Here is a 25113-nt window from a genome sequence, read left to right on the forward strand (position 1 = left end):
CGGTGCGCGCACCCTTCGCCCTGCCGGCACTCGCCGCGCTCGCCGTCGCATGGGGCCCGGACTGGGCCGCCTGGCTCGGGCCGTTCCCGGCGCACATGCTGCGGCACATGACGCTTGTCGCGGTTGCCGCGCCGCTGATCGTGTTCGCGGTGCCGGCGCTGACACGGCTGGCCCCGCCGGTCGCGGTCGCGGCCGCACTCGAATTCGTCGTGGTCTGGGCGTTTCACCTGCCACAGGTGCACGCCGCCGCGCAGGGCGCACTGCCCTGGTTCGCGGTCGAACAGGCGCTGTTCCTCGCGGCCGGTCTGTGCGTTTGGGCCAGCGCGCTGCCGCCCGCCCCGCCGCTTGCCGGAGCCGGGGGGCTCCTTCTCACCTCGATGCACATGACGCTCCTGGGTGCGCTTCTGGTCCTGGCGCCGGGCGATCTCTACGCGGCGCTGTGCGGCCGCGCGCCCGACCTGTCGGGGCAGCAGCTGGGCGGCGTCCTGATGCTGGCCATCGGCACGCCGGTCTACCTGTTCGGCGGGCTCGCGCTGACCGCCCGCGTTCTTCGCGAGAGCCCGGCATGAACTGGCGCGATCGCCTCCTGGCCGATCTCCACTGGCCCAGCGTCGGCCGCACGCTGGCGGCCCTTGCCGTCGCAGGCGCCGTGGCCGGCGGGTCCGTCGTGCTCTTCGGGCTCTACAACGTGTCCGCAAAGACCGGCCACTGGCCCGGGGTGAGCGCGGTGCTGCACACCACCTTCCGCAATTCCGTGGCGCTGCGCGCTCATGCGATGCCGCCGGCCGACCTGCGCTCGGAGGCGATGGTGAAGCTCGGCGCGGGACATTTCGACAGTGCCTGCGCCGGCTGCCACGCCGCACCGGGCGCGGACCGTTCCGCCACGGTGCGCGCGATGGTGCCCGAGCCTCCCTATATCACCGAGGCCGTGACGCATTGGGAGGCATCCGAATTCCACTGGATCGTCCACCAGGGCATCAAGATGAGCGGAATGCCCGGATGGCCCGCAACGCGCGACGACGACGTGTGGCCGGTCGTTGCCTTCCTCCTCGCCGTGCCCGACATGACCGACGCGGATTATGCCGCGCTGACCGAGGCCCCCGACGGCCAGTATTGCGCGATGTGCCACGGAACCGACGGGGTCTCGGACAATCCGCATATCCCCCGTCTCGACATCCTGTCGGAGCGCTACATCGCAGAGACGCTCGGGGCCTACCGGGACGGACGCCGCGACAGCGGCATCATGGCCGAGGCGATGTCGCAGGTGCCGGAGAACGAGATCGCCGAGCTGGCCGCGCATTTCGCCGACGGCACGCCCGGCGGCTCTGCCAGGACCTTTGGCGATCTCGAGGGCTTGGGGCGCGCGCTCGCCGTCGAGGGCGGGACCGACGAGGTGCCGGCCTGCGCGGCCTGTCACGGCCCGTGGCCGGAGCCGCTCAATCCCGCGTTCCCGTCGCTCGCCGGGCAATACGCCCCCTACCTCGCCCAGCAACTGCGGCTCTGGCGCGACGGCGAGGATCGCGGCGGCGGACGAGCATCTCAGCTGATGCACCATGCGGCACGCGACTTGACCGACGATGACATCGCCGCGCTGGCGGCCTATTACGCAGCACTGGCCCCAGCGAAGTTGAACGACGTGACTGAGTAAGCGGAGCCGGGGCAGGCGCACGGCAACCGCTCGCGTCGTTCCGTATGTGACGGAACCGTCCGCCTCGGCGTTTTACCGGCCGGGGAGCAGGTGCCGACCGCCCCGGAAGGACAAGCGCGAGATCCGGCGCACAGCTCGCTCCGCCACGGCCGGGGTGGGCGAAGTCTTGACCCCACCCACGCGCCGGGTCTAGCGGTGGCCGGCGGGATGGCGTCTCGCACCCCGTCCGAAACCGTCCTGAACGCCCGGACATGGCCGCGCATCCGGCGCGGCTGCAGGAGGCATGTTCATGGCCCTGACCCGCTCCGCCGCGTCCGACGGCTCCGACGACAAGCGCATCGGCATGATCGCGATGTGCATCGCGATGGCTTTCCTGCCGATGGGCGACGCGATCTCGAAATCGCTCACGACGGTCATCTCGTCGTTCGAGGTCACGCTGCTGCGCGCGGTGGCACAAGCGGCGTTCTTCGTGCCGGTGGCCCTGGTGCTGCGCCGTCGCTTCACCGGGCCGGTCCTCACGCTGGGGTCATTCGGCTCGGCCGTCATGATCGTCACCGTCACGTATTCGCTCATCACCGCGTTCTCGGTGATGCCGATCGCCACAGCGATCGCGATCTTCTTTCTGGAACCGCTGGTGCTGACCGTGCTCGCCGGCATTCTGCTGGGCGAAGTTCCGGGACCCCGACGCTTCGCGGCGGTCGGCGTCGGGCTCGTGGGCGCACTCATCGTCATCCGTCCGAACTTTGCGGAATTCGGGCCGGTCGTGCTGATGCCGCTTCTCGCCGCCTGCGCCTATGCGCTCAACATGATCATCATGCGCCGGTCGAGCGGCCGGCAGTCGCCGCTTAGCTTCCAGTTCGGCGCATCGCTGTTCGGCGCCGCGATCCTCGTGGCGCTCGAACTCGGCCGGACGGCGTTGGGACGCGGCTCCGTGCTCGAGGCCGCCGCGCCGGGCTGGGTTCTTCCGGCCGCCCTCGCGGCCGGGGCGCTCGCGATGGTGACGTTCCTATTGATCACCTTCGCGTTCGGCAAGGTCGAGGCGAGCATCCTCGCGCCATTCCAGTATCTGGAGATCGTGGGCGCGGTGCTGGTCGGTTTCCTCGTCTTCGGCGATCTGCCGGACGCAATGACCGTGCTCGGCACGTCGATCATTCTCGGCTCGGGCATCTACGTCTTCCACCGCGAGCGCAAACGCGACCTGGAGCTTGCCGCTACTCACGGGACGGACCGCTAGACGCAGATCGCGCGGCGGCCGCCCGTCGGCAGACCTACTCCAACGCATGCTGTCGTGCCGGATCATTAAAAAGCGGAGACGTTCGCTCTGGCCGCGCCGGCATTGCGTGGCGCCCGTCAATGCACCGTCGTCGTCACTCGGCCCGGCTGACAATTGTATACAGAATTATCGACAGGACGTGAAAAAAGCGCCCAGATTCGCCGCTTGATCCTTTTCTGTATACAACTAAGCTCCTCTCAGAACGTTGGGGAGAGCGTCGCGCGGTGACGAAGCAGGGTCGAAAGGCACAATTCGCGAACGCGCTGATCGAGCTTCGGTCGCTGATCATCGGCGGCTCCCTGCCCGCTGGCGCGCGCCTGACAGAAACCGCCGCGGCCGAGCGGCTCGGCCTGTCGCGCACCCCGGTGCGGCAGGCGATGGACCGCCTCGTCGACGAGGGACTGCTCGACCGGATCGATACCGGTGGGTGCCGTGTCGCCAGCTTCACGATGACCGACCTCGTGGACGCGATCGAGCTCCGCGGCGTGCTCGAAGGGACGGCAGCGCGCCTCGCGGCGGAGCGGGGCGTCGTGCCCGAGATCGCGGAGCGCATGGACCACGTGCTCGACGCGCTGGACCGCGCGGTGGATCCGTCACGCTTCGACTTCGATGCCTATGTCCGGCTGAACGCCGAATTCCACGATTTGCTCGCCCGGCTCGCCGGATCGGACATCGTCGCCCGCGAGGTGGAGCGCGCCGCCCGTCTGCCCGCGGCGTCGCCCGTCGCGTTCCTGCAGGGGCAGGAATTGATTCCCGATTTCCGCGTGAGCCTCGGACGCGCGCAGCATCAGCACCGCCGCATCGTGGAGGCGATCCTCGCCCGCGAAGGCGCGCGCGCCGAGGCGCTGGCCCGCGAGCATGCCCGCCTTGCCCGTGCCAACCTCGAATACGTGATGCACGAGCGTCCGGGCCTGGCCGAACGTGTGCCGGGCCTCGCGCTCGTGGCCGAATGATTTTCTGAGACCAGGGAGGAGACCTACGACATGCCAAGCCTCAGCGACGTGATGAAGAACCACCCCAACCCGGTGGAGATGCTGCGCAACAGCCGCATGGGCATCTACGTCTATCCCGTGGTGGCGCCCGAATTCACCAACTGGCGCGACGAGCAGCGCGCGTGGCGCGAAAGCGCCGTGCTCTATGACCAGTCGCACCACATGGACGAGCTGATCGTCGAGGGACCGGATGCCGAGGCGTTCCTGTCGCATGTCGGGATCAACGGCTTTGCCAATTTCGACACGAACCGCGCCAAACATTTCGTGCCGGTCACGCCGAACGGGCATGTCGTCGGCGACATGATCATCTTCCGCGAACGCGACGACAAGTTCATCCTCGTCGGCCGCGCCCCGACCGCCAACTGGACGAAGTTCCGGGCCGCGATCGGCAAGTGGAAGGTGCGCCTGCACCATGATCCGCGGTCTCCTTCCCGGCCCGACGGAGAGCGCGTGCTGCGCACGCATTACCGCTACCAGATCCAGGGGCCCGACGCGCCGAAGATCTTCGAGAAGATCAACGGCGGGCCGGTGCCGGAGGTGAAGTTCTTCCACGTGGACGAGATCAATGTCGGCTCCCGCCGCGTTCAGGCCCTGCGCCACGGCATGGCCGGCGCGCCGGGCCTCGAGATCTGGGGCCCCTACGCCGACAAGCACTACATCGAGTCGACGATCCTGCAGGCCGCGCGCGACCTCGGCGTCGAACTGCACCAGGTCGGCAGCCGCGCCTACTCTACCAACACGCTGGAATCGGGCTGGATTCCGTCGCCGCTGCCGGGGATCTACACCGGGGACGGCATGCTGGCCGAGTACCGCGACTGGCTCGGCGCCGACAGCTACGAGGCCAACGGCACGATCGGCGGCAGCTTCGTCTCGAACGACATCGAGGACTACTACGTCAATCCGTTCGAGTTGGGCTACGGCTTCTACATCGGGTGGAAGAAAGACGACTTCGTCGGCAAGGCCGCGCTGGAAAAGATGAAGGACGCGCCCTCCAACCGCAAGAAGGTCACCTTCGAGTGGAACAAGGATGACGTTCTGAATGTGCTCGCGTCGAGTTTCGAGGACGGCGTGCCCTACAAGTGGATCGACTTCCCGCAGCCGAACTATGCGTCCTCTTCGGCCGACATGATCATGCAGGGCGACAAGATGGTCGGCATGTCGATGTTCAACGGCTACAGCTACAACGAGCGCTGCGTGCTGTCGCTCGGGGTCGTCGACCAGAGCGTCGAGGTGGGCGACGTGCTTACCCTGCGCTGGGGCGAGCCCGACGACACGCAGAAAACCTCGGCGGAGAAGCACAAGCAGGCCGACATCCGCGTGCGCGTGTCGCCCACACCCTACAGCCGCGAGGCGCGCGAGAACTACGGCGGGGGCTGGCGCACGAAGGCCGCCTGACCCCGAGCATCACGTCGGCCGCGGGGAGAGAGCGCGGCCGACAGCATCGACCACAGTCTCGAGGGAGGAGACAAGATGACAGTCACACGTTCCATCGCCGCGCTTGCGGTGGCCGCCTGCGCGGCGCTGCCCGCCGCGGCCGCCGAGATGAAATTCGCGAACTTCACGCCGCCGTTCCACACGATCAACGCGAGCGTCATCGAGAAGCTCAACGAGGACCTGTCGGCAGCGACCGATGGCGAGCTGACGGTGCGCGGCTACCACGGCGGTGAGCTCGGTGCCGGCCCGGCCGAGCAATACGTGCGCGTGGTGCAGGGTGTGGCCGACATGGCCTGGGGCCTGCCGGGTTACACGTCCTCGCAGTTTCCGAAGACCATGATCGCCGAGTTGCCGACGACGCTGACGCTCGACCAGCCGGGATACGAGGCGCTCTGGAACGCGTATTCCGAGCTCGAGTCCGAGTTTCCGCGCACCAAGCCGCTCGCGCTTTGGACGTCCGAGCCCAACATCTTCATCATGAAGGATCACGAGATCCGGCAGCCGTCCGATCTCGATGGGCTCAAGGTCCGGGTCGCGGGCGCGACGTCTGCGGACGTGGCCGAAGCGCTCGGCGCGACCCCGGTGCAGATGCCGATCAACCAGGTTTACAACGCGATGCAGACCGGCCTGATCGACGGGGTCATCACCGGGGCCTCGACGCTGTCCGACTTCAAGCTCGACGAAGTCGCGAACAGCTACACGCTCGGCGCGAACCTCGGGCGGCTCGTGTTCTACACGGTGATGACGCAGTCGACCTACGACAACCTGCCCGACGACCAGAAGGCGGCGATCGACGAGGTCGCCGGGGCCGAACTGTCGAAATCGGCCGAGGACGCATGGAACGCCACCGCCGACAGCGCGCTTCAGGCCGCGCGCGATGCCGGCGACAACACCATTATCGAGCTGTCCGAGGACGAGGCGCAGGCGTTCAACGATGCCGTCGCCGAGGTGACAGACGCCTACGTCGAACGCGTCGGCGGGCAGGCCGCGTACGATGCGATGCAGACCGCGGCGGGCCAGGGCAGCTGAGTGCTGGGCTCCCTGCGCACGGCGGCGGACGGGCTGATCGGCCTGTCCGCCTTTCTCGGCGCACTCGGTGCGCTGGTAGAAGTCGTCGTGATCGTCGCCGATGTGGTCGGCCGGGCCCTCGGCGCACCGCTCTTCGGCAGCCAGGACCTGATCACGATGACGCTGGTGATCGTCGTTTTCGGCGGCATGGCGGTCTGTGACCGCGTCGGCGGGCATATCTCGGTCGATGTTCTGGAACGGCGCTTTCCCGATGGCCTGAACCGGGCAATCAATATCGGATCGGCACTCCTCGGCGCGGTGATCTTTGCCTTCATCGCCGGCGCGGTCGCCCAGAGTGCAGGCCTGAGCCGCATGCTGAACCTGTCGACGAACCTGCTGGGGCTTCCCAAGGCGTGGTTCCAGTACGCGCTCTGCGCGCTCGCGGTCATCACTGCGCTCGGGATGCTGCTGCGCGCGGCGGAGCTTGCGATCTCCGGCCGCGACGTGACACGTGAGCGGCCGCCGGGGGTCACATGAGCGGCGCGACTCTCGGCACCATTGGCATCATTGTCCTTCTCGCGCTGCTGATCCTGCGGATCCCGGTCGCCTTCGCGATGTTCCTCGTCGGGTTCATCGGCATCTGGATGCTGAACGGCTGGAGCGCCGCGACCGGGCTGCTGGCGTCCGAAACCTTCACGCTCGCCTCCAACCCCGAGCTCGTGATCATCCCGTTGTTCATCCTGATGGGCAACGTGGCCACCGTCACCGGCATGAGCCGCCAACTCTACGACGCCGCCTATGCGAGCATCGGACAGGTGCGCGGCGGCCTCGCCTCTGCGACGGTCATCGGCTGCGGCGGCTTTGCGGCGCTGTCGGGCTCTTCGGTGGCGTCTGCGCTGACCATGGGCAAGGTCTCTCTCGCCGAAATGGACCGCTTCTCCTACGATCCACGGCTTTCGACCGGCGTCGTGGCCGCGGGGGGGACGCTCGGCATCCTCATCCCGCCATCGACGGGCTTCGTGATCTACGCGATCCTGACCGAGCAATCGATCGGTCGCCTGTTTCTCGCCGGCGTCCTGCCCGGCATCCTGTTGCTGAGCGCGTTCCTGACGACGATCGCGCTCATGTGCTGGTGGCGGTCCGACATGGGGCCGGCCGGTCCCTCCACCTCGGCGGCGGAAAAGGCGCGCGCGCTGCGCGGCGCGCTGCCGATCCTCGTGGTGATCCTGATGACGATCGGCGGCATCTATACCGGCCTCTTCTCGCCGGTCGAGGCGGCGGGCGTCGGGGCGGCCCTGGTGATCCTCTACGGCTTCGTCACCCGGTCTCTCGGGCCGGTCGCGCTTTGGCGCGCGGCACGCGAAAGCATCGTGACGACGGCGACCGTAATGCTGATCCTGATCGCGGCGCATCTCATCAACCCGTTCCTTGCGCTCAGCCACATCCCGTCGGCGGTCGGCGCGGCGCTCGACGCGCTCGCCCTCGGGACGATCGGCACGCTGGTGGCGATCCTGCTGGTCTACCTCGTGCTCGGCTGTTTCCTCGAGGGCTTCGCGATGCTGGTCCTGACGTTGCCGATCTTCTTTCCGGTGATCCTCGAACTCGGCATCGACCCGATCTGGTTCGGCGTCCTCGTGGTGCTGACGCTCGAGATGGGGCTGATCTCCCCACCTGTGGGAATCAACGTGTTCATCGTGAAATCGGTCGCCCCGAACGTCCCGCTGGGCGACATCTTCCGCGGCGTCCTTCCGTTCTGGTTCGCCATGCTGGTGACGCTCGCGATCCTGATCGCGCTGCCGCAAATCTCGCTCATCCTGCCCGACACGATGTTCGGCTGACATCTCGCGCCCGCGCGGGGAAAGGAGACGATGCTGATGACGATCCTCAACTTCTTCCGGCCGCGGCCGACCCGTGAAGGCGCGGCGCTGCCCGACTTCCTCGCAGGATACTCGATCGAGGTGATGCCCCGCACCGCCGCGAACATCGACGATTTCCGCGATGTGCTGCCCGCCGGGACGCGCGTCTACATCGCGCATATCGAGGGCACGCCGATCGAGGACATGGTGGCCTGCGCCAAGCGCGTCCGCGACGAGGGCTTCCGCCCGATGCCGCATGTGCCCGCACGCTGGATCGACGGGCGCGACACGCTCGAAGACTGGCTGCGTCGCTACGCCGAGGAGTCCGGCGTGACCGAGGCGCTGGTGCTGGCCGGCGGCGCGCGCCGCGCGGCGGGTGGCTTCGACAGCTCGATGGCGCTGCTCGAAACCGGCCTGTTCGACAAACACGGCTTCACCCGCCTGCACGTCGCCGGGCACCCCGAAGGCAGCCGCGACATCGATCCCGACGGCGGCACACGCATCGTCGACGACGCCGCGCGCTGGAAGCACGACTTCGCCCAGCGGACCGGCGCGGACATGGCGCTCGTGACCCAGTTCGTGTTCGACGCCGCGCCCGTGATCTCGTGGAGCGAGCGGATGCGCACCGCCGGCATCGACCTGCCGATTCATGTCGGCGTGGCCGGGCCGGCAAAGCTCCAGACGTTGCTGAAGTTCGCCGTAGCCTGCGGCATCGGCCCCTCCTATTCCGTGCTGCAGAAGCGCGCGCGCGACGTCAGCAAGCTGGTCAAGCCGTTCGAGCCGACCGAGGTTCTGAACGACATCGCCGATTACGCGGCGAAGACGCCGGACTCGCAGATCGCCGGTGCGCATCTCTTCCCGCTGGGCGGCATCCGGCAGGCCGCGGAATATGCCAACCGCATCGCAGGCACCGCACCGGCCGTCGCCGCGCGCGGCTGAGGATCACCGAGCAGAACCGGGAGACATCACAATGGCCGACACCCGAACGCGCGCCGGCGACATCGCTCATCTCGGCCATGTCGAGATGCTGACCGACCGCTACGATGAGAGCCTCGACTTTTTCACGCGGGTCTACGGGCTGAAACTGTCGGGCGAGGACGCCGACAGTGCCTACCTGCGCGCCTGGGACGACTACGAGCACCATTCGCTGAAGCTGACCCGCGCGGAAACGACGGGCGTCGGTCACATCGGCTATCGCGCCGCGTCGCCCGAAGCGCTCGACCGTTGCGTCGCGGTGATCGAGGCCTCGGGCTATCCGGTGCAGGGGTGGGTGGACGGCGATGACGGGCACGGTCCCGCCTTCCGTTTCGGGGATCCGTTCGGCCACGTCTTCGAGATCTATTACGAGACCCGGCGTTACGAGGCCCCGCCCGAAGACCGCCCGGCGCTCAAGAACACGGCGAGCGCCTTTACCGGCATGCCGCCGCGCCGGCTCGATCACCTGAACCTGCTCGCACAGGATGTCTCGGTTTTCCGTGACTTCATGCTGACCTGCCTCGGAAGCCGCGTGACCGAATACATCCAGCTCGACAACGGGCGGATCGGGGGCTGCTGGTTCACGGTCAACAACAAGACCTACGACCTCGCCTGCACAGAGGAGCATGGCACGGGCCACGGCCGTCTTCACCACGTGACCTATGCAACCGATCAGCGCGAGGACATCCTGCGCGCGGCCGACATCTTCCTGCAGAACGGCGTGCACATCGAGACCGGGCCGCACAAGCACGCGATCCAAGGCACCTTCTTCCTGTATGTCTGGGAACCGGCAGGCAACCGGGTGGAGCTGGCGAACGCCGGCGCGCGGCTGATCCTCGCTCCGGACTGGGAGCCGGTCCGCTGGACCGAGGCGGATCGCAAGAAGGGCCAGGCTTGGGGCTTGAAGACGATCGAGACGTTCCACACCCATGGCACGCCGCCGACGGCCGAGGACTGAGCCGCCGCCGCGGCCGCGTCACCGCGGGTGCGTGCCGCCCCGGGAGGTCCGCCTATTGGCCGGACTGCCGCGCGCGTTTTTCCTGGCCCAGCACCACGCCAATGACGACCGTCAGGACCAGAAGCCGAAAGACGTGATGCGCGGCGACGACTGTCGGCTCGATCCCGATCTGCACCGCCATCGCAGCCATGACCTCTACCCCGCCGGGCGCGAACGACATCAGCATCAGGGCGAATGGCAGGTCGAGCAGGCTCGCCGACACGAGCGCGCCGGCGACGGCCAGCGCGCAGGACAATGCGGTCAGCGCGACGCCGGCGCCGAGATTGCGGCGCAGGTCGCTCGAACTTCGCCCGCGGAACCGCAATCCGATCAGGCTTCCCATGATGGTGAAGGCCGTCAGCGTCATCCACGCCGGCAACTGACCCGGGGCGAGCTCCGATCCGTGACCCACACCCGAGGCGATCATGCCACCGAGCAGCCACGCCGCCGGGATGCTCAATCGGCTCAGCCCCATCGCCAGTGCGGCGGATACGAGCACGATCACCACGAACCCGAAGACCGACATCGGGCCCGTATTCGGTTGGGGTGCGTCGCCCTCGACGCCCCAGACCGCAAGGATGGCCGGGACCGCGACGGTCAGGAACAGCACACGCATCGACTGGACGATCGCGATACGGGCGGTATCACTGCGCAGGTCGGTCGCGATCCCGATGACGTAGCTCAGGTGGCCCGGCGTCGCCGCAAGTGTCGCCGGAAGCTTCTCGAACCCGAAAGCGCGGCGCAGCAGGGTGCGGCACGCGATCAGCGTGACGATAAGCGTCACGGACATGATGGCGAGGCTGGCCGGCCACTTCGCCGCGGCCTCGAGCACGTCCGGCGTGACGGACGATCCGATCCCGATGCCGAGCAGCAGGAAACAGGTGTCGCGCACGGGCGGCAGGATCGACAGGCGGGCGCCGAGCAGGCTGGCAAGCGTGACCGCGATGGCGGGTCCGGCGAGGAACGGCGCCGGAAATCCGATCGTGACGAAAAGCCCGGCGCCAAGTCCACCGACCGCCATGCAGGCGAGCGTTTCGAGCAGTGCTGTGCGGAGCTTCGTGTCGATCATGCCACTTCGTAAGACGTGAGAGCGTCCGCCCGTTCCGGACAATGCGCGGCGGGTTCCGTCGGACCCCCGCCGCACGGCGCGGTATACGCGCGGCGCGTCCCGGCCCCAAGGGGGGCCGGGCGCGAGATCAGTCGCTGAGCGGACCCTCTTCTTCGGCTTCCTTCATCTTCCGCTTCACGCGCTTGCCGAGGAAGATCGGAAGAACGAACCCGACGATCGCGATGGTCCACAGGATGATGGCCAGCCAGCTGTCGAAGAGCGTCGTCCATTCACCGTTCGAGATCGTCATCGCGCGGCGCAGGTTCACCTCCATCTCGTTGCCGAGGAGGATGCCCAGAATGATCGGGACCAGAGGCACGTCGAGCTTGCGCAACACCCAGCCCAGCGCGCCGAACAGCACCATCATCGTCAACTCGAAGGTGGAGCCGGTGATCGAGTAGATCCCGATGAAGGCGATCATCGCGACCACCGGCATCAGGATGTGCGTCGGCACCAGCAGCACCCGGGTGAAGATGCCCACCATCGGGATGTTGAGCGCCAGCAACATGAAGTTGCCGATGAACAGCGCCGCGATGAGGCCCCAGACCACGTCGGGGTTGTTCTGGAACAGAAGCGGCCCCGGCTGGATGTTCAGCGTCAGCAGCACGGCCAGAAGCACTGCCGTGGTGCCCGAGCCGGGCACGCCCAGCGCCAGCATCGGCACGAGCGCACCCCCCGAAGCGGCGTTGTTGCCGGCCTCCGGCGCGGCGACACCGCGCGGATCGCCTTTGCCGAACGTCTCGGACCGCGGGTCCGACACCTGCTTTTCGACCGAGTAGGCCAGGAACGACCCGAGCGAGGCCCCTGCCCCCGGCAGAACGCCCGAGATGAAGCCCAGAACGGTGGATCGGATCATCGCGGGCGTGCAGTAGCGCAGAACACTCAACGACGGCGTGACGCGGCCGATCTTCATCTTGCCCTCGTCCGCGCTGTCGTTCTGTCCGCGATGCTCGAGAAAGACGAAGACCTCGGACAGGGCGAACAGGCCGACGATCGCGATCAGGAAGTCGATGCCGTCGTAGAGGTGCACTTCGCCGAAGGTGAAGCGCTGCACGCCGGTCTGGGTGTCGACGCCGATCATCGCGATGCCGATCCCGAGCGCCGCCGCGAACGCGGACTTGGCCTGGTTCGTCGCAGCGATGCCGCCCAGCGTCGCGAAGGCGAGCGTGTAGAGGACGAAGTATTCGCCCGGGCCGAACAGCAGCGCGATCTGCACGAGAAGCGGCGCGAGGAAAACAAGGCCCCAGGTCGCGAAGAACGCACCGACGAAGGAGGCAACGCCCGAGAGCGCCAGCGCCTCGCCGGCCCGGCCGGCCTGCGCCATCGGATAGCCGTCGAGACAGGTCATCATCGCCGGTTCGTCACCCGGAATGTTGAGCAGGATCGACGAGATCCGGCCGCCGTACATCGCCCCGTAGTAAACGGAGGTCAGCAGGATCAGCGCGGCGATCGCACTGAGACCGAAGGTAAAGGCGAGCGGGATGAGGATCGCGACGCCGTTGGCCGGGCCGAGACCCGGCAGGGCGCCCATCATCGTGCCAAGAAAGCAGCCGAGCAGCGCCAGCAGAAGGTTCTGCCATGTCAGTGCGACGGCGAAGCCTTCGTAGAGGGAAGCGAAAGTTTCCATGATGTATGCCTTCAGAAGCCGAGCGGGCCGTCGGCGAGCGACAATCCGAAGATCAGCTCGAACAGCACGAAAAGACCGACCGAGGTGCCGACGCCGTTCAGGAGCGCAGTCAGCGGACCCGCACCGAGGCGCCACGTCAGGTAGGCGGTGATGATCACGGTCGAGAACACGAACCCGAGGATCGGCAGCACCTGCGCGTAGCCGAACATCACGAGCAGCGCGCAGCCGATCTCGGCCAGACGGTTGAGCGCCGGCCATTTCGGCTCGGGATCGGGTTTCACGACGAAGTAGATGGACGAAAGGCCGAGGACGAGCGCGATGATCATCGGGAAGCCGTCGGGCCCGATGGCGTCGGACGAGAACGGTTCGGGGATGATGGTCGCCGCCCAGGCGTAGAACACGGCGAGGGCGAGCCCGACGCCGCCGAGAACGCGATCACTCATCATGAGATGTCTCCCGGGTGCATGTTTTTAGGAAAGCCGCATGCGGCGAATGCCTCGCCCGCGACATCGCCGCGGGCGAGGTGCCGGCAGCTCCGGCGCCTTACTGGATGAGGCCGATCTCGCGCGAGATCTCCTCGATGTCGCTGACGGACTCGGCGACGAAGTCGCGGAATTCCTCGCCGTGGAGATCGAGATCGGCGAGGCCGTTCTGCTCCATGACGGCTTTCCATTCTTCGCTCGCGTACATCGTGTCGAGCTGACCGCTCCACCAATCGTACGCTTCGTCGCTCATCTCGCCCGGGGCGTAGAAGCCGCGCCAGTTCGCGCCGACGACGTCGAGACCCTGCTCAGAAGCTGTCGGGAACTCCGAGAAGTCGCCCTCGAGCCGCTCCGGCGCCAGCACGGCGAGAACCCGAAGATCGCCCGACTCGACGAAGCCCATCGCTTCGGAGAGATCGCCCGAATACGCCTGAAGCGAGCCGGCCAGAAGCTGGCTGATCGCCTCGCCGCCGCCGGCGAAGGCGACGTACTTGATCGAGCGCAGCTCCTCGATCCCGGCTTCCTGCGCCGCGATCAGGACCTTCAGGTGATCCCAGCCACCCGAGGCCGAGCCACCACCGATCGAGATCGAGCTCGGATCCTCCTCGAGCGCGGTCATCAGCTGCGGCAGATCCTCGATCTCGGAATCGGGCCGCACGCCGATGACGCCGTAATCCGCGCCGATCGTGCCGAGCCAGCGAACCTGGTCCATCGTGTTGCCCGGATACGCGCCCTGCGCGAGGCGGGTCGCCGTCGCGGTCGAGGCCGCCACGATCAGGTCGTTCTCGTCGTTGCGCTTGTTGACCACCTCGGCATAGGCAACGCCGCCACCGCCGCCCGACAGGTTCTGCACCCGCATCGAGCCGTCGATCAGGTCGGTTTCGCGCATGATGCGCGCCACCTGGCGGCAGGTGAAGTCCCAGCCGCCGCCGGCCGCGGCGGGCGCGATGCACTCGGGCTGATCGGGGGTGAATTCCTGGGCCGATGCCGCGAACGGCACGGTTGCGACGAGGGCGGCCGCAACGGCGCCGCCCGCTAGGGTTGTCTTGATCATGTCAGTCTCCTCCACTGGACGTCGGGGCGCGCAGCCCCGTCCACTCGCGGAGCCTAGTGGCACAGGCTGTCGTCAAGCTGTCATCGGCCTGCACATCTTTTCACCGACCGTCCCACCTTCTATGCTTGCGGTCCGGGGAGGAACGGCATGCGCGTACTCTTGATCGAGGATGCCGGCGATGTGGCCGCGACGATCGCGGCGCATCTGGGTCGCGAGGGATTCGCCTGCGACGTGGTCGACACCGCCGCCGAGGCAGAGACCTGCCTCGCGGTCCAGGAGTTCGATCTCGTCATCCTCGATATCCAGCTTCCGGACGGCGACGGCCGCGAGGTCCTGAGGGCGATGCGTCGCCGGCGCGACACGACGCCGGTTCTGATGCTCTCGGCAAACTTTTCGGTCGAGACGCGGGTCGGCTCGCTCGACGAAGGCGCGGACGACTATCTCGTCAAACCGTTCGATCTGCGCGAACTGAGCGCGCGCGTCCGCGCCCTGACCCGGCGTGGCAACGAGCAATCGGCGCCGGAGATCTCGGTCGGCGACATCGTCTTCGACCCTTCGGCGCACACGGTGCGCCTTCGCGGCGAACTGGTGCCGATGACGCGCCGGGAACTGACGCTGCTCAACATTCTCATGCGCAACACCGGCCGCATCATATCCAAGGAGAAGCTCTTCGAGGGGTTGTTCACCTTTGATGATGCCGATGTCGGCCTGAACGCGATCGAGCTCTACGTGGCGCGCATCCGCAAGAAGCTCGGAGGATCGGACGTGAAGATCCTTACCCACCGCAATCTTGGCTACTCGCTCGAGAATGCCGGCCGTGACTGACGCCGCCGCCCCGCGGACCACGCTCTCGCTGCAGGCGCGCATCGCGCTTGCGATCGGTGCGGTCGTCGCCATCGGCGGGATCCTCGTGCTGATCGCCGCGCTTGCCTACGGCCGCCATGCGGCGCGCGAAGCGTTCGATCGTCTGCTGGTCGGCGCCGCGAGCGACATCGCCGAGTCCATCACGATCCGCGACGGGGTCCCGATCGTGGACATGCCGGTCTCGGCGTTCGAACTGCTCGCGCTCGCGCCCCGGGATCGGATCGACTACCGCGTGGTCGGCCGCGGCGGCGAGACCCTGACAGGCAGCGACAGCACACCCCGGCCCGACGACGCACTGCCGATCAGCTTCTACGGCGGCACGTTCGGCGCGGAGCCCGCGCGCTACGTGGCCGTGGTGCGCCGCTTCGCCGAGCGAGGCTACACTGGCCCTGTCGAGGTCATCGTCGGCCATACGCTTCACGCGCGCCGGGCGCTCGCCTTCGACATCGCGCAGAACGCCGTCGTCGTCCTGGGCGCGGCCGGCGTGGTGATTGCCGTCTTCGCGTGGCTCGCGGTCCTGTCCGCGCTGCGCCCGCTGGGGCGGATCGGCGATGCGCTTGCGCGCCGCACGCCCGCAGACCTCACGCCGCTGGCCGAACCTGCCCCGCGCGAGGTCGCGGCCCTGCGCGACGCGCTCAACGACTTCATCGCGCGACTGCAGCGGCAGTTGAACGCAAACCGGGACTTGATCGCCGACACCGCGCACCAGCTGCGCACACCACTCGCCGCGATCCGCGTGCAGCTCGATGCGGTGAAGCACGAGGACGACCCCGCACAGCAGGCCGCGCTTCTCGATCGTGCGCGCGACCGCCTCGTGGCCCTGAGCCGGCTGCTCGACCAGTTGCTCAGTCAAGGCCTCGTGGTGCACCGCGGCGACGCCGCGCGGAAGGAACGGCTGGACCTGCGCGACGTGGCGCTCGAGATCTACGAGGCCAGCGAACTGGAGATCGCGGCGTCGCACCACGCGATCACGCTCGACCTTCCGGAAACCGAAGTCGCGGTTACCGCGGACCGTCTGTCGCTGACCGAGGCGGGAAAGAACCTCCTTGGGAACGGGATCCGCCATGGCGTGCCGCCGATCGTCTTCGGCGTGTCGGGCACGCCGCAGGAGGCGCGGCTCTGGGTCCGGGATGCCGGAGGCGGCCCGGACGACGCCGTGCTGTCGCGCATGGGCAGCCGATTCCTGAACGGCGCGTCCGCCGGGGCCGGCGGCCTCGGCCTCGCGATCGCGCACGCCGTCGCCACGAACCACGACGGTCAGCTGGCGCCGCGCCGTGGCGACGCGGGCTTCGAGATCGCCATGGTCCTGCCGCGGGAGACCCCCCCGTGATCCTTCGGCTCGCGCTCTGTCTAGGCTTTGTCGCGGGCACCGGTGCCACCGCGCAGGAGCTTTCCGAACGGCTCGGGCCGCCGGACGCCGCGCAGGAGATGCGGGTGCGCAGCACCACGGACCTCGCCGTGCTGCGTCCTGTTCTGGAGAGCTTTCTCGACGCGCGGCCCGATACGGCGATCGTCTACGAGCAATGGCTGTCAAACAATCTCTACCGGCGCAGCCTGGCGGACTGCGAGCAGGGGCCGCCGGGCGCGGATCTGGTCATCAGTTCCGCAGTTCATCAACTGGTGGAATTCGTAAACCGGGCGTGCGCCGCATCCTATGTCTCCGAAGAAACCGCGTCGTTGCCCGCGGCCTTGTCGTGGCGCGACGAACTCTGGGGCATCACCCGGGAGCCGGCGGTGATCGTCTACAATCGTGAGCTGGTACCGACGCAGGATGTGCCACGCTCTCGCTTCGATCTTCTGGACATCCTGCGCAACCGGTCCGAACGCTACGCCGGGCGCGTGGCGACCTACGACATCGAGGCGTCGGGCCTTGGATTTCTCTTCGCCTACGCGGACTCGCTCGAAGCCACGACGTTCGGCGGCCTGCTCGAGTCATTCGGCCGCACGGGCGCCGTTGCGACCTGCTGCTCGGCCGAGATCATGAACGGGGTCCTGAGCGGGCGATACCTCATCGGCTACAACATACTCGGCTCGTACGCCTTCGATCTCGCCGAGGAGAACCCGCAACTCGGTATCGTCGCACCCGCGGATTATACACTGATCCTCGCCCGCGGCGCGGTCATTCCCCGAAACGCGGAAAATGCCGCGCTGGCTGCCGGGCTTGTCGACTACATGCTGTCCCCGGCCGGAACCGACGGCCTGCGCGATGCGCATCTGCTCACCGATCTGGACGGCCTGATCGACAAAGGCGCAGCAGCCGAGGCTTTCGGCGCCTCGCAGTTGAGGCCGATCGAACTGTCACCAAAGCTCCTCGTCGCCTCTGACCGACAGAAGCGCAGCCTGTTCAACGACCTCTGGCGAAACGCCTTTCCGGGACAGTGAGCGCGGCTCCCAAACCGAGACCCTATCGCTGGTTCGGCGGACCGGACATCGAGCGATCGAAGTGACCGGGGCGGGTGCACCACGTCATGTCGATGTTTGTTCTGGCCCATTTTCATTCATCGACTTGAAGGCAGAGGTCATCGGACGTCGCACGCCTTCGCTTGGTTTCGCGGCCGTCTAGCACACGACATTCGAATGGATCCGACGGTTCAATACTGGCCGCCTGCGCGAGCCCATCAAAAACATCGTGCCCGCAGAAGTTACGCGATTCCGGAAGCCAATGCCGAGTCCGCCTCGGCGACGATTTCCGGTCTTCGGCCGAACCGGCGCGGTGCAGTCGGTGCCACGGGGCGCATCATCAACAGACCGCGATCCATGAAGCGTCGCATGGCGGAGCACACCGCACGCGGGACCAACGTTCAGACGCCTCCGTTCGCCAGAGACGCAACACGACCGGAGGGTTCATGCTCGGGTGGATGCAGCGGAACGCCGAATTGCTAAACGTCTTCATGAGCCTCGTGCTCATGTGCGTTTGGGTTGCGTCCTACAGTTCTTTCTCGTCAGCTTCTTGCGGCAGAACCGCAGCGTGATCCACATCAGTCGCGCCGCCTCTGAGCAAAGCAAGGGCCGATGCCTCGTGACGAACATGGGCGCCACGCACGCCTACCTGCTGGCGGTCGCGGTGGACATCGATACGGACGACGGCAACACCCGCTCGCTCGTCACCGACCGGGAGGACGTGGCCGAAGGCGAGTTTTCGGATCTCCTCATGCGCACGCTTCAAGGTCCTCTCGGACCGGGCGAGGCGCGCGACATCGGCAGTTTCGAGGATCTCGCGCAACGCGCGCAGACACACCTGCAAACCGAGTTCGACATTCGTCGATCTCGGTGCGGCAGCTAGAACGCCTCTTCGGGCGCCTGATGAACACGACCCCGAAGCGATACTACGCCGAGCTGCGCCTCGACCGAGCGAGGCTTCTGTTTTTGCAGACGGAAATGTCCGTGTCGGAGGTCGCGTTCGCGTGCGGGTTCGAAAACCCCAGCTATTTCTCGTGGACCTATCGCGCGCATTTCGGCACCTCGCCGCGCGCTCAATCCTTTCGGATTGCGTAACACCGTCGCCGTCAGCCGGGCGCGACGATCCGATCAAGTTCGCGCCGGATGATCTCTGTCACTCGCTGGTGGAGGGTCGAGACAGACCGTTTCGGGCGGCCCGACTTGCATTCACGCGGACGCGTAGAGCCGGTTTTGCCGCCCGTCGCGGGCGGTCCTCAGGTCGTGCCGCGGCGCACGATCTCGAATCCCACATCGACGACCGGATGGGTCACCTCCGACTTGGCCAGCCGCGCCAGGAGCGCCTCGGCCGCAAGCCGTCCCAGACGCTTGCGGTCGACCCTTACGGACGTCAACGCCGGCTCGAGTTCGGCGGCGAAGTCCTGGTCTCCGAAACCTATCACGGCGAGATCCTCGGGGATCGAAAGCCCCCGCGCCTGAGCCTCGATCATCACGCCGTGCGCGAGAAGGTCAGACGAGCAGAACACCAGCCGTGGCGTCGGCCCCTGCCCTTCGATCAGTCCGGCGAGCGCGGTTCGTCCGGCACGGATCGAGGCGGGGCCACCGACATCCACATCCCGCACCGACGCCCCCCCGCGCGCCGAAAAGCGGTCCGCGAAGGCGCGCCGCCGCCGGTGGGCCCGCTCGTCCGAAGCCGTGACACTCGCAGCACATGAATGTCCGAGATCCAGCGCGAAATCCGCAACGGCGCGGCCGGCCTCGGCGTGGCTGAACCCGACGCAAAGATCCACGGGGCTGTCGCTCAGATCCCAGACCTCGACCACCGGTATGGCCGCACCCAGCAAGAGCCGCCGCGTCGCTGCCGTGTGCTGGATCCCGGTCAGCAGCATCGCGTCGGGACGGCGCGACAGGTGGGCCGAAATCAGCGCCTCTTCTTCGGACGGGTCGAAACCGGTTTCGGAAAGCAGGATCTGGTAGCCCCGCGCCCGGAGCGTTTCCGAGAACGGGGCCATGAAGGATGAGTAGACCACGTTGGTCAGCGACGGGATCAGCGCCGTGACGAGGTTTGACCGGTTCGAGGCGAGCGCCCCCGCGATGGCGTTCGGCACGAAGCCGGTAAGCTCGATGGCCTCACGAATGCGGCGCAGGGTCTCGGGCGAAACCTTCGACGGGTCCGAGAGCGCGCGGCTCACGGTCACCTGGCTGACGCCGGCCATCCGGCCGACGGTTGCCATGGTGACGCGCTTGCCTGTCCCATTCTCGACGTTCATGCTCGAATGCTCCGGCCCCGGCCGTCATAAGGCAAGACGGCGATGCGTCACGCGAGCTGATCCGTCGCCCGCTTGTTGCGAGCTATGTACACGGATGCGGCAAGAGACCCAATGATCAGCACCCAGAGAACCAAGGCTATCCAACTCTTGGTGAAGAAGATCGTCAGATCGCCGAAGCTCTCCAGGCTCTTCACGAAGTAAACTTCGGCCGATGGCCCGAGAATGAAACCGATGATGAACGGCGCGATCTCGAGGCCGAGCTTGACTGCGACCCAGCCGAAGAGGCCGAAGATCAGCAGCGTCCAGACGTCGAACATGATGCCGTAGTTGATCGTGTAGGCGCCGATCACGCACATCATCAGAATCACCGGGAACAGGATGTGCTTGGGGATCGTCACCACCATCGCAAAGTAGCGGATCGCCACGTACATCATGACGAGCATGGCCACGTTGGCGAGCAGCATTGCGAAGATCATCGCGTTCCATGTCTCGGGATTGTTGCCGATAAAGAGCGGTCCGACCTGGATTCCCTGAAGCGTGAAGGCGCCGATCAGGAGCGCCGTGGTCGAGTCCCCAGGGATGCCGAGTGACAGAAGCGGCACGAGCGCGCCGCCAGTGAGGCCGTTGTTGCCCGACTCCGACGCGATGAGGCCCGACGGCTCACCCTTGCCGAAACGCTCGGGGTGTTTCGAGAAGGTCTTGGCGTTGGAATAGGCGAGGATCGACGCGGCCGATCCTCCGACGCCGGGAAGAATGCCGGTGAAGGTGCCGATGCCGGACGAGCGAAAGATGTTCACGAATTGGCCCTTGAAGATGCCCAGCGAGAAGCCGCCGCCGCCGCCGATCTTCACGTCGTCCATCGTCTGGCCCTGCTTCACGCCGGTCTCCGCCTCTTCAAGGATCGCGGCGAGACCGAAAAGACCGATGAGGACGGGAAGGAGCGAAAAGCCGCCTTCGAGCCAGTATTCCGTGCCCGGCGGGATGAGCCGCAGCTCGCCATTTCCCCCATCCGAGATGTCGTAGACGCCGATAAGCGCGACGAAGATGCCGAGAAAGCCCGAGAAGATGCCCATCAGCATGTCCGAGGACAATGCCGCCATCACGGTAAGAGCAAAGAGGATGATGAGGAACTTCTCGACATACGAGAACTCGATGGCGAAGTTCGCAAGCGCCGGGGCGAAGAAGAACAGAGCGATCAAGCTGACCACCCCGCCACAGAAGGAAGCGATGATACCAATGCGCAGCGCCTTCTCGCCCTCGCCGGCCTTGGCCATTGGATAGCCGTCGAAGGTCGTCGTGATCGAGGACGGGGTGCCGGGAATACCGAGAAGGATCGCAGGCACGAGACCACCCGAAATCCCGCCGACGTATAGCCCGAGCAGCAACGCAAGGCCGTTCTCGAGACCGAGCGAATAGGTCATCGGCAGGCAGACGGCGACGGCCATGGTGGCGGTCATGCCGGGAATGGCACCGAAGATGATGCCGACGAGCGTCCCTCCCACGACGAGGCAGAGGAAGAGCGGCGATATGAGGCTGAGAAATTCCATGCCGAATGCTCCAGACACGTCAGGGAAGGGTCAGGAAGAAAAGGTCGGTGAAGAGCCACCAGACCAGAGCCGGGGCGAGGAGTGCGACGATGGCTAGCGGTACGACGTTCCGGATCGTTCGGTCGTGCATGAACAGCAGTCCGGTGGCGAGCACGTAAGGCACCGAGCAAATCAGGAAGCCCCGGCCAGTGTTGGGCCAGATGTCCCCGACCGGAACCATCAACGAGAAGTAGAGCAACGTCAGCGCCAGCGTGCCAAAGAAGCGCGCCTTGTCCATGCGGGACAGGGTCTCGCGCCAATAGCCGCCGGCACCGGCAATACGCTGCCTCTTGGTCAGCAGGATCGCGGCCCCCATAAGCGCGAGGATCACTGAGATCAGCCGCGGAAAAACGAGGTGCGAAGTCTCGAAATCGATCGTTACCTGGGTAAGCGCGTCCATGCCCGTCTCCTCCCTCAGAGATGTGCGGATACAAAAAGGGCCCGGACGCGCGCGCCCGGGCCCTTCGATTGGATCAGGATTCGCCCGAGATCTCGGAGATCACCTGCTCGTAGGTGTCGCGCTTGTCCATGAGGTGTTGCTGCGCCTCGCCCGAGGGCAGGAAGTTCGGAATGAAGAACGACGCCTTCTGACGCTCCTGGATCTCGCCGTTCTCGAAGATCTCGGCCAGCGCGGTGTCGATCTGCTCGATGATCGCCGGGTCCATCTCCGGGTTGAAGAGGAAGAAGAACTCCTTGTCGAACGTGAAGTTCTCGCCCTCTTCGTTGAGCGGCACGGAGGTTTCCGGGGCGGCGTACTGCATCAGCGCGGCGCGGTCGGTCTCGCCCATGCCCTGCTCGGGCGCTTGCTCGAGCGTCGCGGGACGCGCGGTGATCCAGACGAAACGCATCGCCTTCTGGTCATCCTCGGGCAGCTGCGTGAACTGCTCGTTGGCCTGAATGGAGCCGTTGATGACGTCGGCGAGGTCGTCCCACATCGCCTGGTTCTTGTCCGACTGCGAGCCGGTGTTGACCGCGACGATGTTCTCCTCCGAACCCGGGCTGCGTACGGCAGCTGCGTTCTTCATCGCCGAGAAGCCGATTTCGGACACGCCGCCCGGCTGGATCGCGACGCGCACGCGCTCCCCGTTCTCTGCAGCCGTGAGGATGTCGTCCATCGACTGGTATTCGGAGGACTTGGGCACGAGGTAGGCGTTGCCCGGGTTGATCGCGACGGTCGGACCGACGGTGTAGTTCTCGAACGGATCGTCGTAGCCCGACACCCCGTAGAGATTCCCCAGATACGACTGGTCGTGGAAGATCATCAGCGTGGTGCCGCGGCTATCGCGCTCGAGCGCCTTGAACGCCTCGGTCGCGCCCACTGCATCCACTTTGATGTTGATGTCGAGATGCTCGGCCAGAGCATCGGCGACGATGGACGAGTTCTGGTAGGTATCCCCGCCCGTCGAGGTCGAGCCGATCACGAGGCGCACGTTGCGCGGCAACTCCTGCGCGGCGGCGGCGATCGGTTGGGCAAGCAGCGCCGTGGCGCTGACGGCGGCAAGGATGGTTCTGCGGGTAAAGGTCATCATGTCCTCCCGTGAGGCCGCGCGCGGCGACCCGTCGATTGCTGTCGAAGCGTCCCCCTCAGACGCCCGATGCGACTTCGGCCAACGGCCAATGTAAGCGCATACATGACCTTCAGCACGGCTGAGTATGCGCTGTCAACAGCTTTCATGGCTCGCATCGAGCGCGGCAGAATTACCTCAGAAACATTGCGCGACCGCGTTGACAGGCTCAAATGTATGCGCATACACAAACGGAAACAGCTACGGGAGGAGCGTCTCATGAAGGATTCGCGGGGCAAGACCGCTGACGACCTGCGCTCGGCGCGCTGGTTCGCGCCCGACGACCTGCGCAGCTTCGGCCACCGTTCGCGCATGATGCAGCTTGGCTACTCCGAGGAGGAATTCCGCGGCCGGCCCATCATCGGCATTCTCGACACCTGGTCCGAGTTGAACTCGTGCCACAGCCACTTCCCCGAGCGCGTGAAGGACGTCAAACGCGGCGTGCAGATGGCGGGCGGCCTCCCCGTCCAGATGCCGGCTCTCAGCGTCGACGAAAGCTTCACGAAACCGACCTCGATGCTCTACCGCAATCTGCTCGCGATGGAAGCCGAGGAGATCATCCGGTCGCACCCGCTCGACGGCGTCGTCCTCATGGGCGGCTGCGACAAGACCACGCCGGGTCTCGTCATGGGGGCGATCACCGCCGGGATACCTTTCATTTACCTCCCAGCCGGCCCCATGCTGCGCGGGCACTATGCCGGCCGCATTCTCGGCTCGGGGTCGGATGCCTGGAAATTCTGGGACGAGCGTCGCGCCGGCAACATCTCGGACGAAGAATGGCTCGGCGTGCAGGGCGGCATCGCACGGTCAGCGGGCACATGCATGACCATGGGCACGGCATCGACGATGACGGCGATCACGGACGCGCTTGGCCTCACCCTGCCCGGCGCTTCCTCGATCCCCGCCGCCGATGCGGGCCACCAGCGCATGGGGTCGGCCTGCGGGCGGCGTATCGTGGAGATGGTGTGGGAGGACCTCACCCCCGACCGGATCATCACCGACGCATCGGTGCAGAACGCCGCGATTGTCGCGATGGCCACCGGTTGCTCCACCAATGCGGTCGTTCACCTCATTGCCATGGCACGAAGGGCAGGCGTGGACCTGACGCTCGAGGATCTCGACGCGCTGGGGCGCACCACGCCGCTCGTCGCCAATGTCCGGCCCTCCGGCAAGGAGTACCTCATGGAGGACTTCTTCTATGCTGGTGGGCTGCGCGCGCTGATGAAGCAGATGGAGGAACGGATCGACACCTCCTGTGTGACAGTTACCGGCAAGACGCTTGGCGAGAACCTGGAGGGGGCCGAGGTCTACAATGATGACGTCATCCGGCCGCTGTCGAACCCCGTGTACCACGAAGGCTCGCTCGCCGTGCTGCGCGGCAACCTCTGCCCTGACGGTGCGGTGATCAAGCCCGCCGCGTGCGATCCCAAATACTACAACCACGAGGGCCCTGCGCTCGTCTTTGACAGCTATCCCGAAATGAAGGCGGCGGTCGACGATCCCGACCTCGACGTGACGCCCGACCACGTGATGGTTCTGCGCAATGCAGGTCCCCAGGGCGGGCCAGGATTCCCCGAATGGGGCATGCTGCCGATCCCGACCGCGCTGGTGAAGCAGGGCCATCGCGACATGCTGCGCATATCGGACGCGCGGATGTCGGGCACGTCCTACGGCGCATGCGTGCTGCACGTTGCGCCAGAAAGCTTTGTGGGCGGGCCGCTCGGGTTGCTCAAGACTGGCGATATCGTGCGGCTCGACCTCGCAAACCGCAGGCTCGACATGCTGGTCGACGAGGATGAGATCGAACGCCGCCGCGCGACCTGGACACCGCCGGAGCCGCGGTTCCAGCGGGGCTGGGGTTGGATGTTCTCGAAACATGTAGGCCAGGCCGATACCGGCTGCGACTTCGATTACCTGCAACGAGACTTCGGGGTTGCAGCAGGCGAACCCGACATCTTCTGAAGACTATGAAGCGGA

At 66.5% G+C, this 25113-nt stretch carries 24 protein-coding genes; 16 read left to right on the plus strand and 8 right to left on the minus strand.

Going from position 1 to position 25113, the window contains the following annotated elements; all coding sequences use genetic code 11:
• Positions 1 to 2 precede the first annotated feature (2 nt).
• The 10 genes from ROJ8625_RS01690 to ROJ8625_RS01735 all read left to right on the plus strand — a co-directional run bounded on the left by ROJ8625_RS01690 (position 3) and on the right by ROJ8625_RS01735 (position 10144).
• A complete protein-coding gene (locus ROJ8625_RS01690; protein ID WP_085790747.1) occupies positions 3 to 569 on the plus strand; it encodes a cytochrome c oxidase assembly protein in 567 nt (188 codons plus the stop codon).
• On the plus strand, positions 566 to 1648 hold the full coding sequence (locus ROJ8625_RS01695; protein ID WP_085790114.1) for a c-type cytochrome: 1083 nt from the start codon (positions 566 to 568) through the stop codon (positions 1646 to 1648). Before ROJ8625_RS01690 ends, ROJ8625_RS01695 begins: the two co-directional genes overlap by 4 nt.
• Before the next feature lie 289 nt (positions 1649 to 1937).
• Positions 1938 to 2882, plus strand: coding sequence for a DMT family transporter (locus ROJ8625_RS01700; RefSeq protein WP_234984135.1), 945 nt, complete (start codon positions 1938 to 1940; stop codon positions 2880 to 2882).
• Positions 2883 to 3145: 263 nt separating this feature from the next.
• Positions 3146 to 3874 (plus strand): GntR family transcriptional regulator, encoded by a 729-nt coding sequence (locus ROJ8625_RS01705; RefSeq protein ID WP_085790115.1) that lies wholly within the window; start codon positions 3146 to 3148, stop codon positions 3872 to 3874.
• A gap of 30 nt (positions 3875 to 3904) precedes the next feature.
• Positions 3905 to 5308, plus strand: a complete 1404-nt coding sequence (gene ligM / locus ROJ8625_RS01710) for a vanillate/3-O-methylgallate O-demethylase (protein ID WP_085790116.1) — start codon at positions 3905 to 3907, stop codon at positions 5306 to 5308.
• Between the two features lie 75 nt (positions 5309 to 5383).
• A complete protein-coding gene (locus ROJ8625_RS01715) occupies positions 5384 to 6376 on the plus strand; it encodes a TRAP transporter substrate-binding protein (RefSeq protein WP_085790117.1) in 993 nt (330 codons plus the stop codon).
• Positions 6377 to 6892: a TRAP transporter small permease gene (locus tag ROJ8625_RS01720; protein WP_085790118.1), complete on the plus strand. Its 516-nt coding sequence runs from the start codon at positions 6377 to 6379 to the stop codon at positions 6890 to 6892.
• On the plus strand, positions 6889 to 8193 hold the full coding sequence (locus ROJ8625_RS01725; RefSeq protein ID WP_085790119.1) for a TRAP transporter large permease: 1305 nt from the start codon (positions 6889 to 6891) through the stop codon (positions 8191 to 8193). Before ROJ8625_RS01720 ends, ROJ8625_RS01725 begins: the two co-directional genes overlap by 4 nt.
• Positions 8194 to 8229: 36 nt before the next feature.
• Complete coding sequence (locus tag ROJ8625_RS01730; protein WP_085790749.1) at positions 8230 to 9150, plus strand: methylenetetrahydrofolate reductase; 921 nt, start codon at positions 8230 to 8232, stop codon at positions 9148 to 9150.
• A 31-nt stretch (positions 9151 to 9181) separates the two neighbouring features.
• Positions 9182 to 10144: a VOC family protein gene (locus ROJ8625_RS01735; protein ID WP_085790120.1), complete on the plus strand. Its 963-nt coding sequence runs from the start codon at positions 9182 to 9184 to the stop codon at positions 10142 to 10144.
• A gap of 52 nt (positions 10145 to 10196) precedes the next feature.
• Here ROJ8625_RS01735 and ROJ8625_RS01740 read toward each other — a convergent pair whose 3' ends face one another.
• The 4 genes from ROJ8625_RS01740 to ROJ8625_RS01755 all read right to left on the minus strand — a co-directional run bounded on the left by ROJ8625_RS01740 (position 10197) and on the right by ROJ8625_RS01755 (position 14454).
• Positions 10197 to 11252 (minus strand): AbrB family transcriptional regulator, encoded by a 1056-nt coding sequence (locus ROJ8625_RS01740; protein ID WP_085790121.1) that lies wholly within the window; start codon positions 11250 to 11252, stop codon positions 10197 to 10199.
• A gap of 127 nt (positions 11253 to 11379) precedes the next feature.
• Entirely contained in the window at positions 11380 to 12918 is a 1539-nt protein-coding gene (locus ROJ8625_RS01745; RefSeq protein ID WP_085790122.1) for a tripartite tricarboxylate transporter permease, read from the minus strand.
• 11 nt (positions 12919 to 12929) lie between these two features.
• Positions 12930 to 13364, minus strand: coding sequence for a tripartite tricarboxylate transporter TctB family protein (locus tag ROJ8625_RS01750; RefSeq protein ID WP_306372279.1), 435 nt, complete (start codon positions 13362 to 13364; stop codon positions 12930 to 12932).
• 97 nt (positions 13365 to 13461) lie between these two features.
• Positions 13462 to 14454: a Bug family tripartite tricarboxylate transporter substrate binding protein gene (locus ROJ8625_RS01755; RefSeq protein WP_085790123.1), complete on the minus strand. Its 993-nt coding sequence runs from the start codon at positions 14452 to 14454 to the stop codon at positions 13462 to 13464.
• Positions 14455 to 14601: 147 nt separating this feature from the next.
• Here ROJ8625_RS01755 and ROJ8625_RS01760 point away from each other — a divergent pair, with 147 nt between their 5' ends.
• The 5 genes from ROJ8625_RS01760 (at position 14602) to ROJ8625_RS21270 (ending at position 18813) form a co-directional block, all read left to right on the plus strand.
• Complete coding sequence (locus ROJ8625_RS01760) at positions 14602 to 15279, plus strand: response regulator (protein ID WP_085790124.1); 678 nt, start codon at positions 14602 to 14604, stop codon at positions 15277 to 15279.
• Positions 15263 to 16648: a sensor histidine kinase gene (locus ROJ8625_RS01765; RefSeq protein ID WP_085790125.1), complete on the plus strand. Its 1386-nt coding sequence runs from the start codon at positions 15263 to 15265 to the stop codon at positions 16646 to 16648. The genes ROJ8625_RS01760 and ROJ8625_RS01765 overlap by 17 nt, the downstream gene beginning before the upstream one ends.
• On the plus strand, positions 16645 to 17700 hold the full coding sequence (locus tag ROJ8625_RS01770; RefSeq protein WP_234984137.1) for an ABC transporter substrate-binding protein: 1056 nt from the start codon (positions 16645 to 16647) through the stop codon (positions 17698 to 17700). The genes ROJ8625_RS01765 and ROJ8625_RS01770 overlap by 4 nt, the downstream gene beginning before the upstream one ends.
• 472 nt (positions 17701 to 18172) lie before the next feature.
• The gene (locus ROJ8625_RS21265) at positions 18173 to 18601 is read left to right on the plus strand and encodes a hypothetical protein (RefSeq protein ID WP_234984172.1); all 429 of its coding nucleotides are present in this window, start codon (positions 18173 to 18175) and stop codon (positions 18599 to 18601) included.
• Positions 18602 to 18621: 20 nt separating this feature from the next.
• The gene (locus ROJ8625_RS21270) at positions 18622 to 18813 is read left to right on the plus strand and encodes a helix-turn-helix domain-containing protein (protein ID WP_370738459.1); all 192 of its coding nucleotides are present in this window, start codon (positions 18622 to 18624) and stop codon (positions 18811 to 18813) included.
• A gap of 158 nt (positions 18814 to 18971) precedes the next feature.
• Here the strand turns inward: ROJ8625_RS21270 and ROJ8625_RS01780 are convergent, their stop codons facing one another.
• The 4 genes from ROJ8625_RS01780 to ROJ8625_RS01795 all read right to left on the minus strand — a co-directional run bounded on the left by ROJ8625_RS01780 (position 18972) and on the right by ROJ8625_RS01795 (position 23097).
• Entirely contained in the window at positions 18972 to 19985 is a 1014-nt protein-coding gene (locus ROJ8625_RS01780) for a LacI family DNA-binding transcriptional regulator (RefSeq protein WP_234984138.1), read from the minus strand.
• 47 nt (positions 19986 to 20032) lie between these two features.
• Positions 20033 to 21532, minus strand: a complete 1500-nt coding sequence (locus ROJ8625_RS01785; protein ID WP_085790127.1) for a tripartite tricarboxylate transporter permease — start codon at positions 21530 to 21532, stop codon at positions 20033 to 20035.
• A 19-nt stretch (positions 21533 to 21551) separates the two neighbouring features.
• On the minus strand, positions 21552 to 21971 hold the full coding sequence (locus tag ROJ8625_RS01790) for a tripartite tricarboxylate transporter TctB family protein (protein ID WP_085790128.1): 420 nt from the start codon (positions 21969 to 21971) through the stop codon (positions 21552 to 21554).
• A gap of 73 nt (positions 21972 to 22044) precedes the next feature.
• Positions 22045 to 23097 (minus strand): type 2 periplasmic-binding domain-containing protein, encoded by a 1053-nt coding sequence (locus ROJ8625_RS01795; protein WP_085790753.1) that lies wholly within the window; start codon positions 23095 to 23097, stop codon positions 22045 to 22047.
• 258 nt (positions 23098 to 23355) lie between these two features.
• Here ROJ8625_RS01795 and araD point away from each other — a divergent pair, with 258 nt between their 5' ends.
• A complete protein-coding gene (gene araD, locus ROJ8625_RS01800; protein WP_085790129.1) occupies positions 23356 to 25098 on the plus strand; it encodes an L-arabinonate dehydratase in 1743 nt (580 codons plus the stop codon).
• Positions 25099 to 25113: the final 15 nt, after the last annotated feature.

It is taken from the genome of Roseivivax jejudonensis (genome assembly GCF_900172265.1).
In the GTDB taxonomy this organism is placed as follows: Bacteria; Pseudomonadota; Alphaproteobacteria; order Rhodobacterales; family Rhodobacteraceae; genus Roseivivax; species Roseivivax jejudonensis.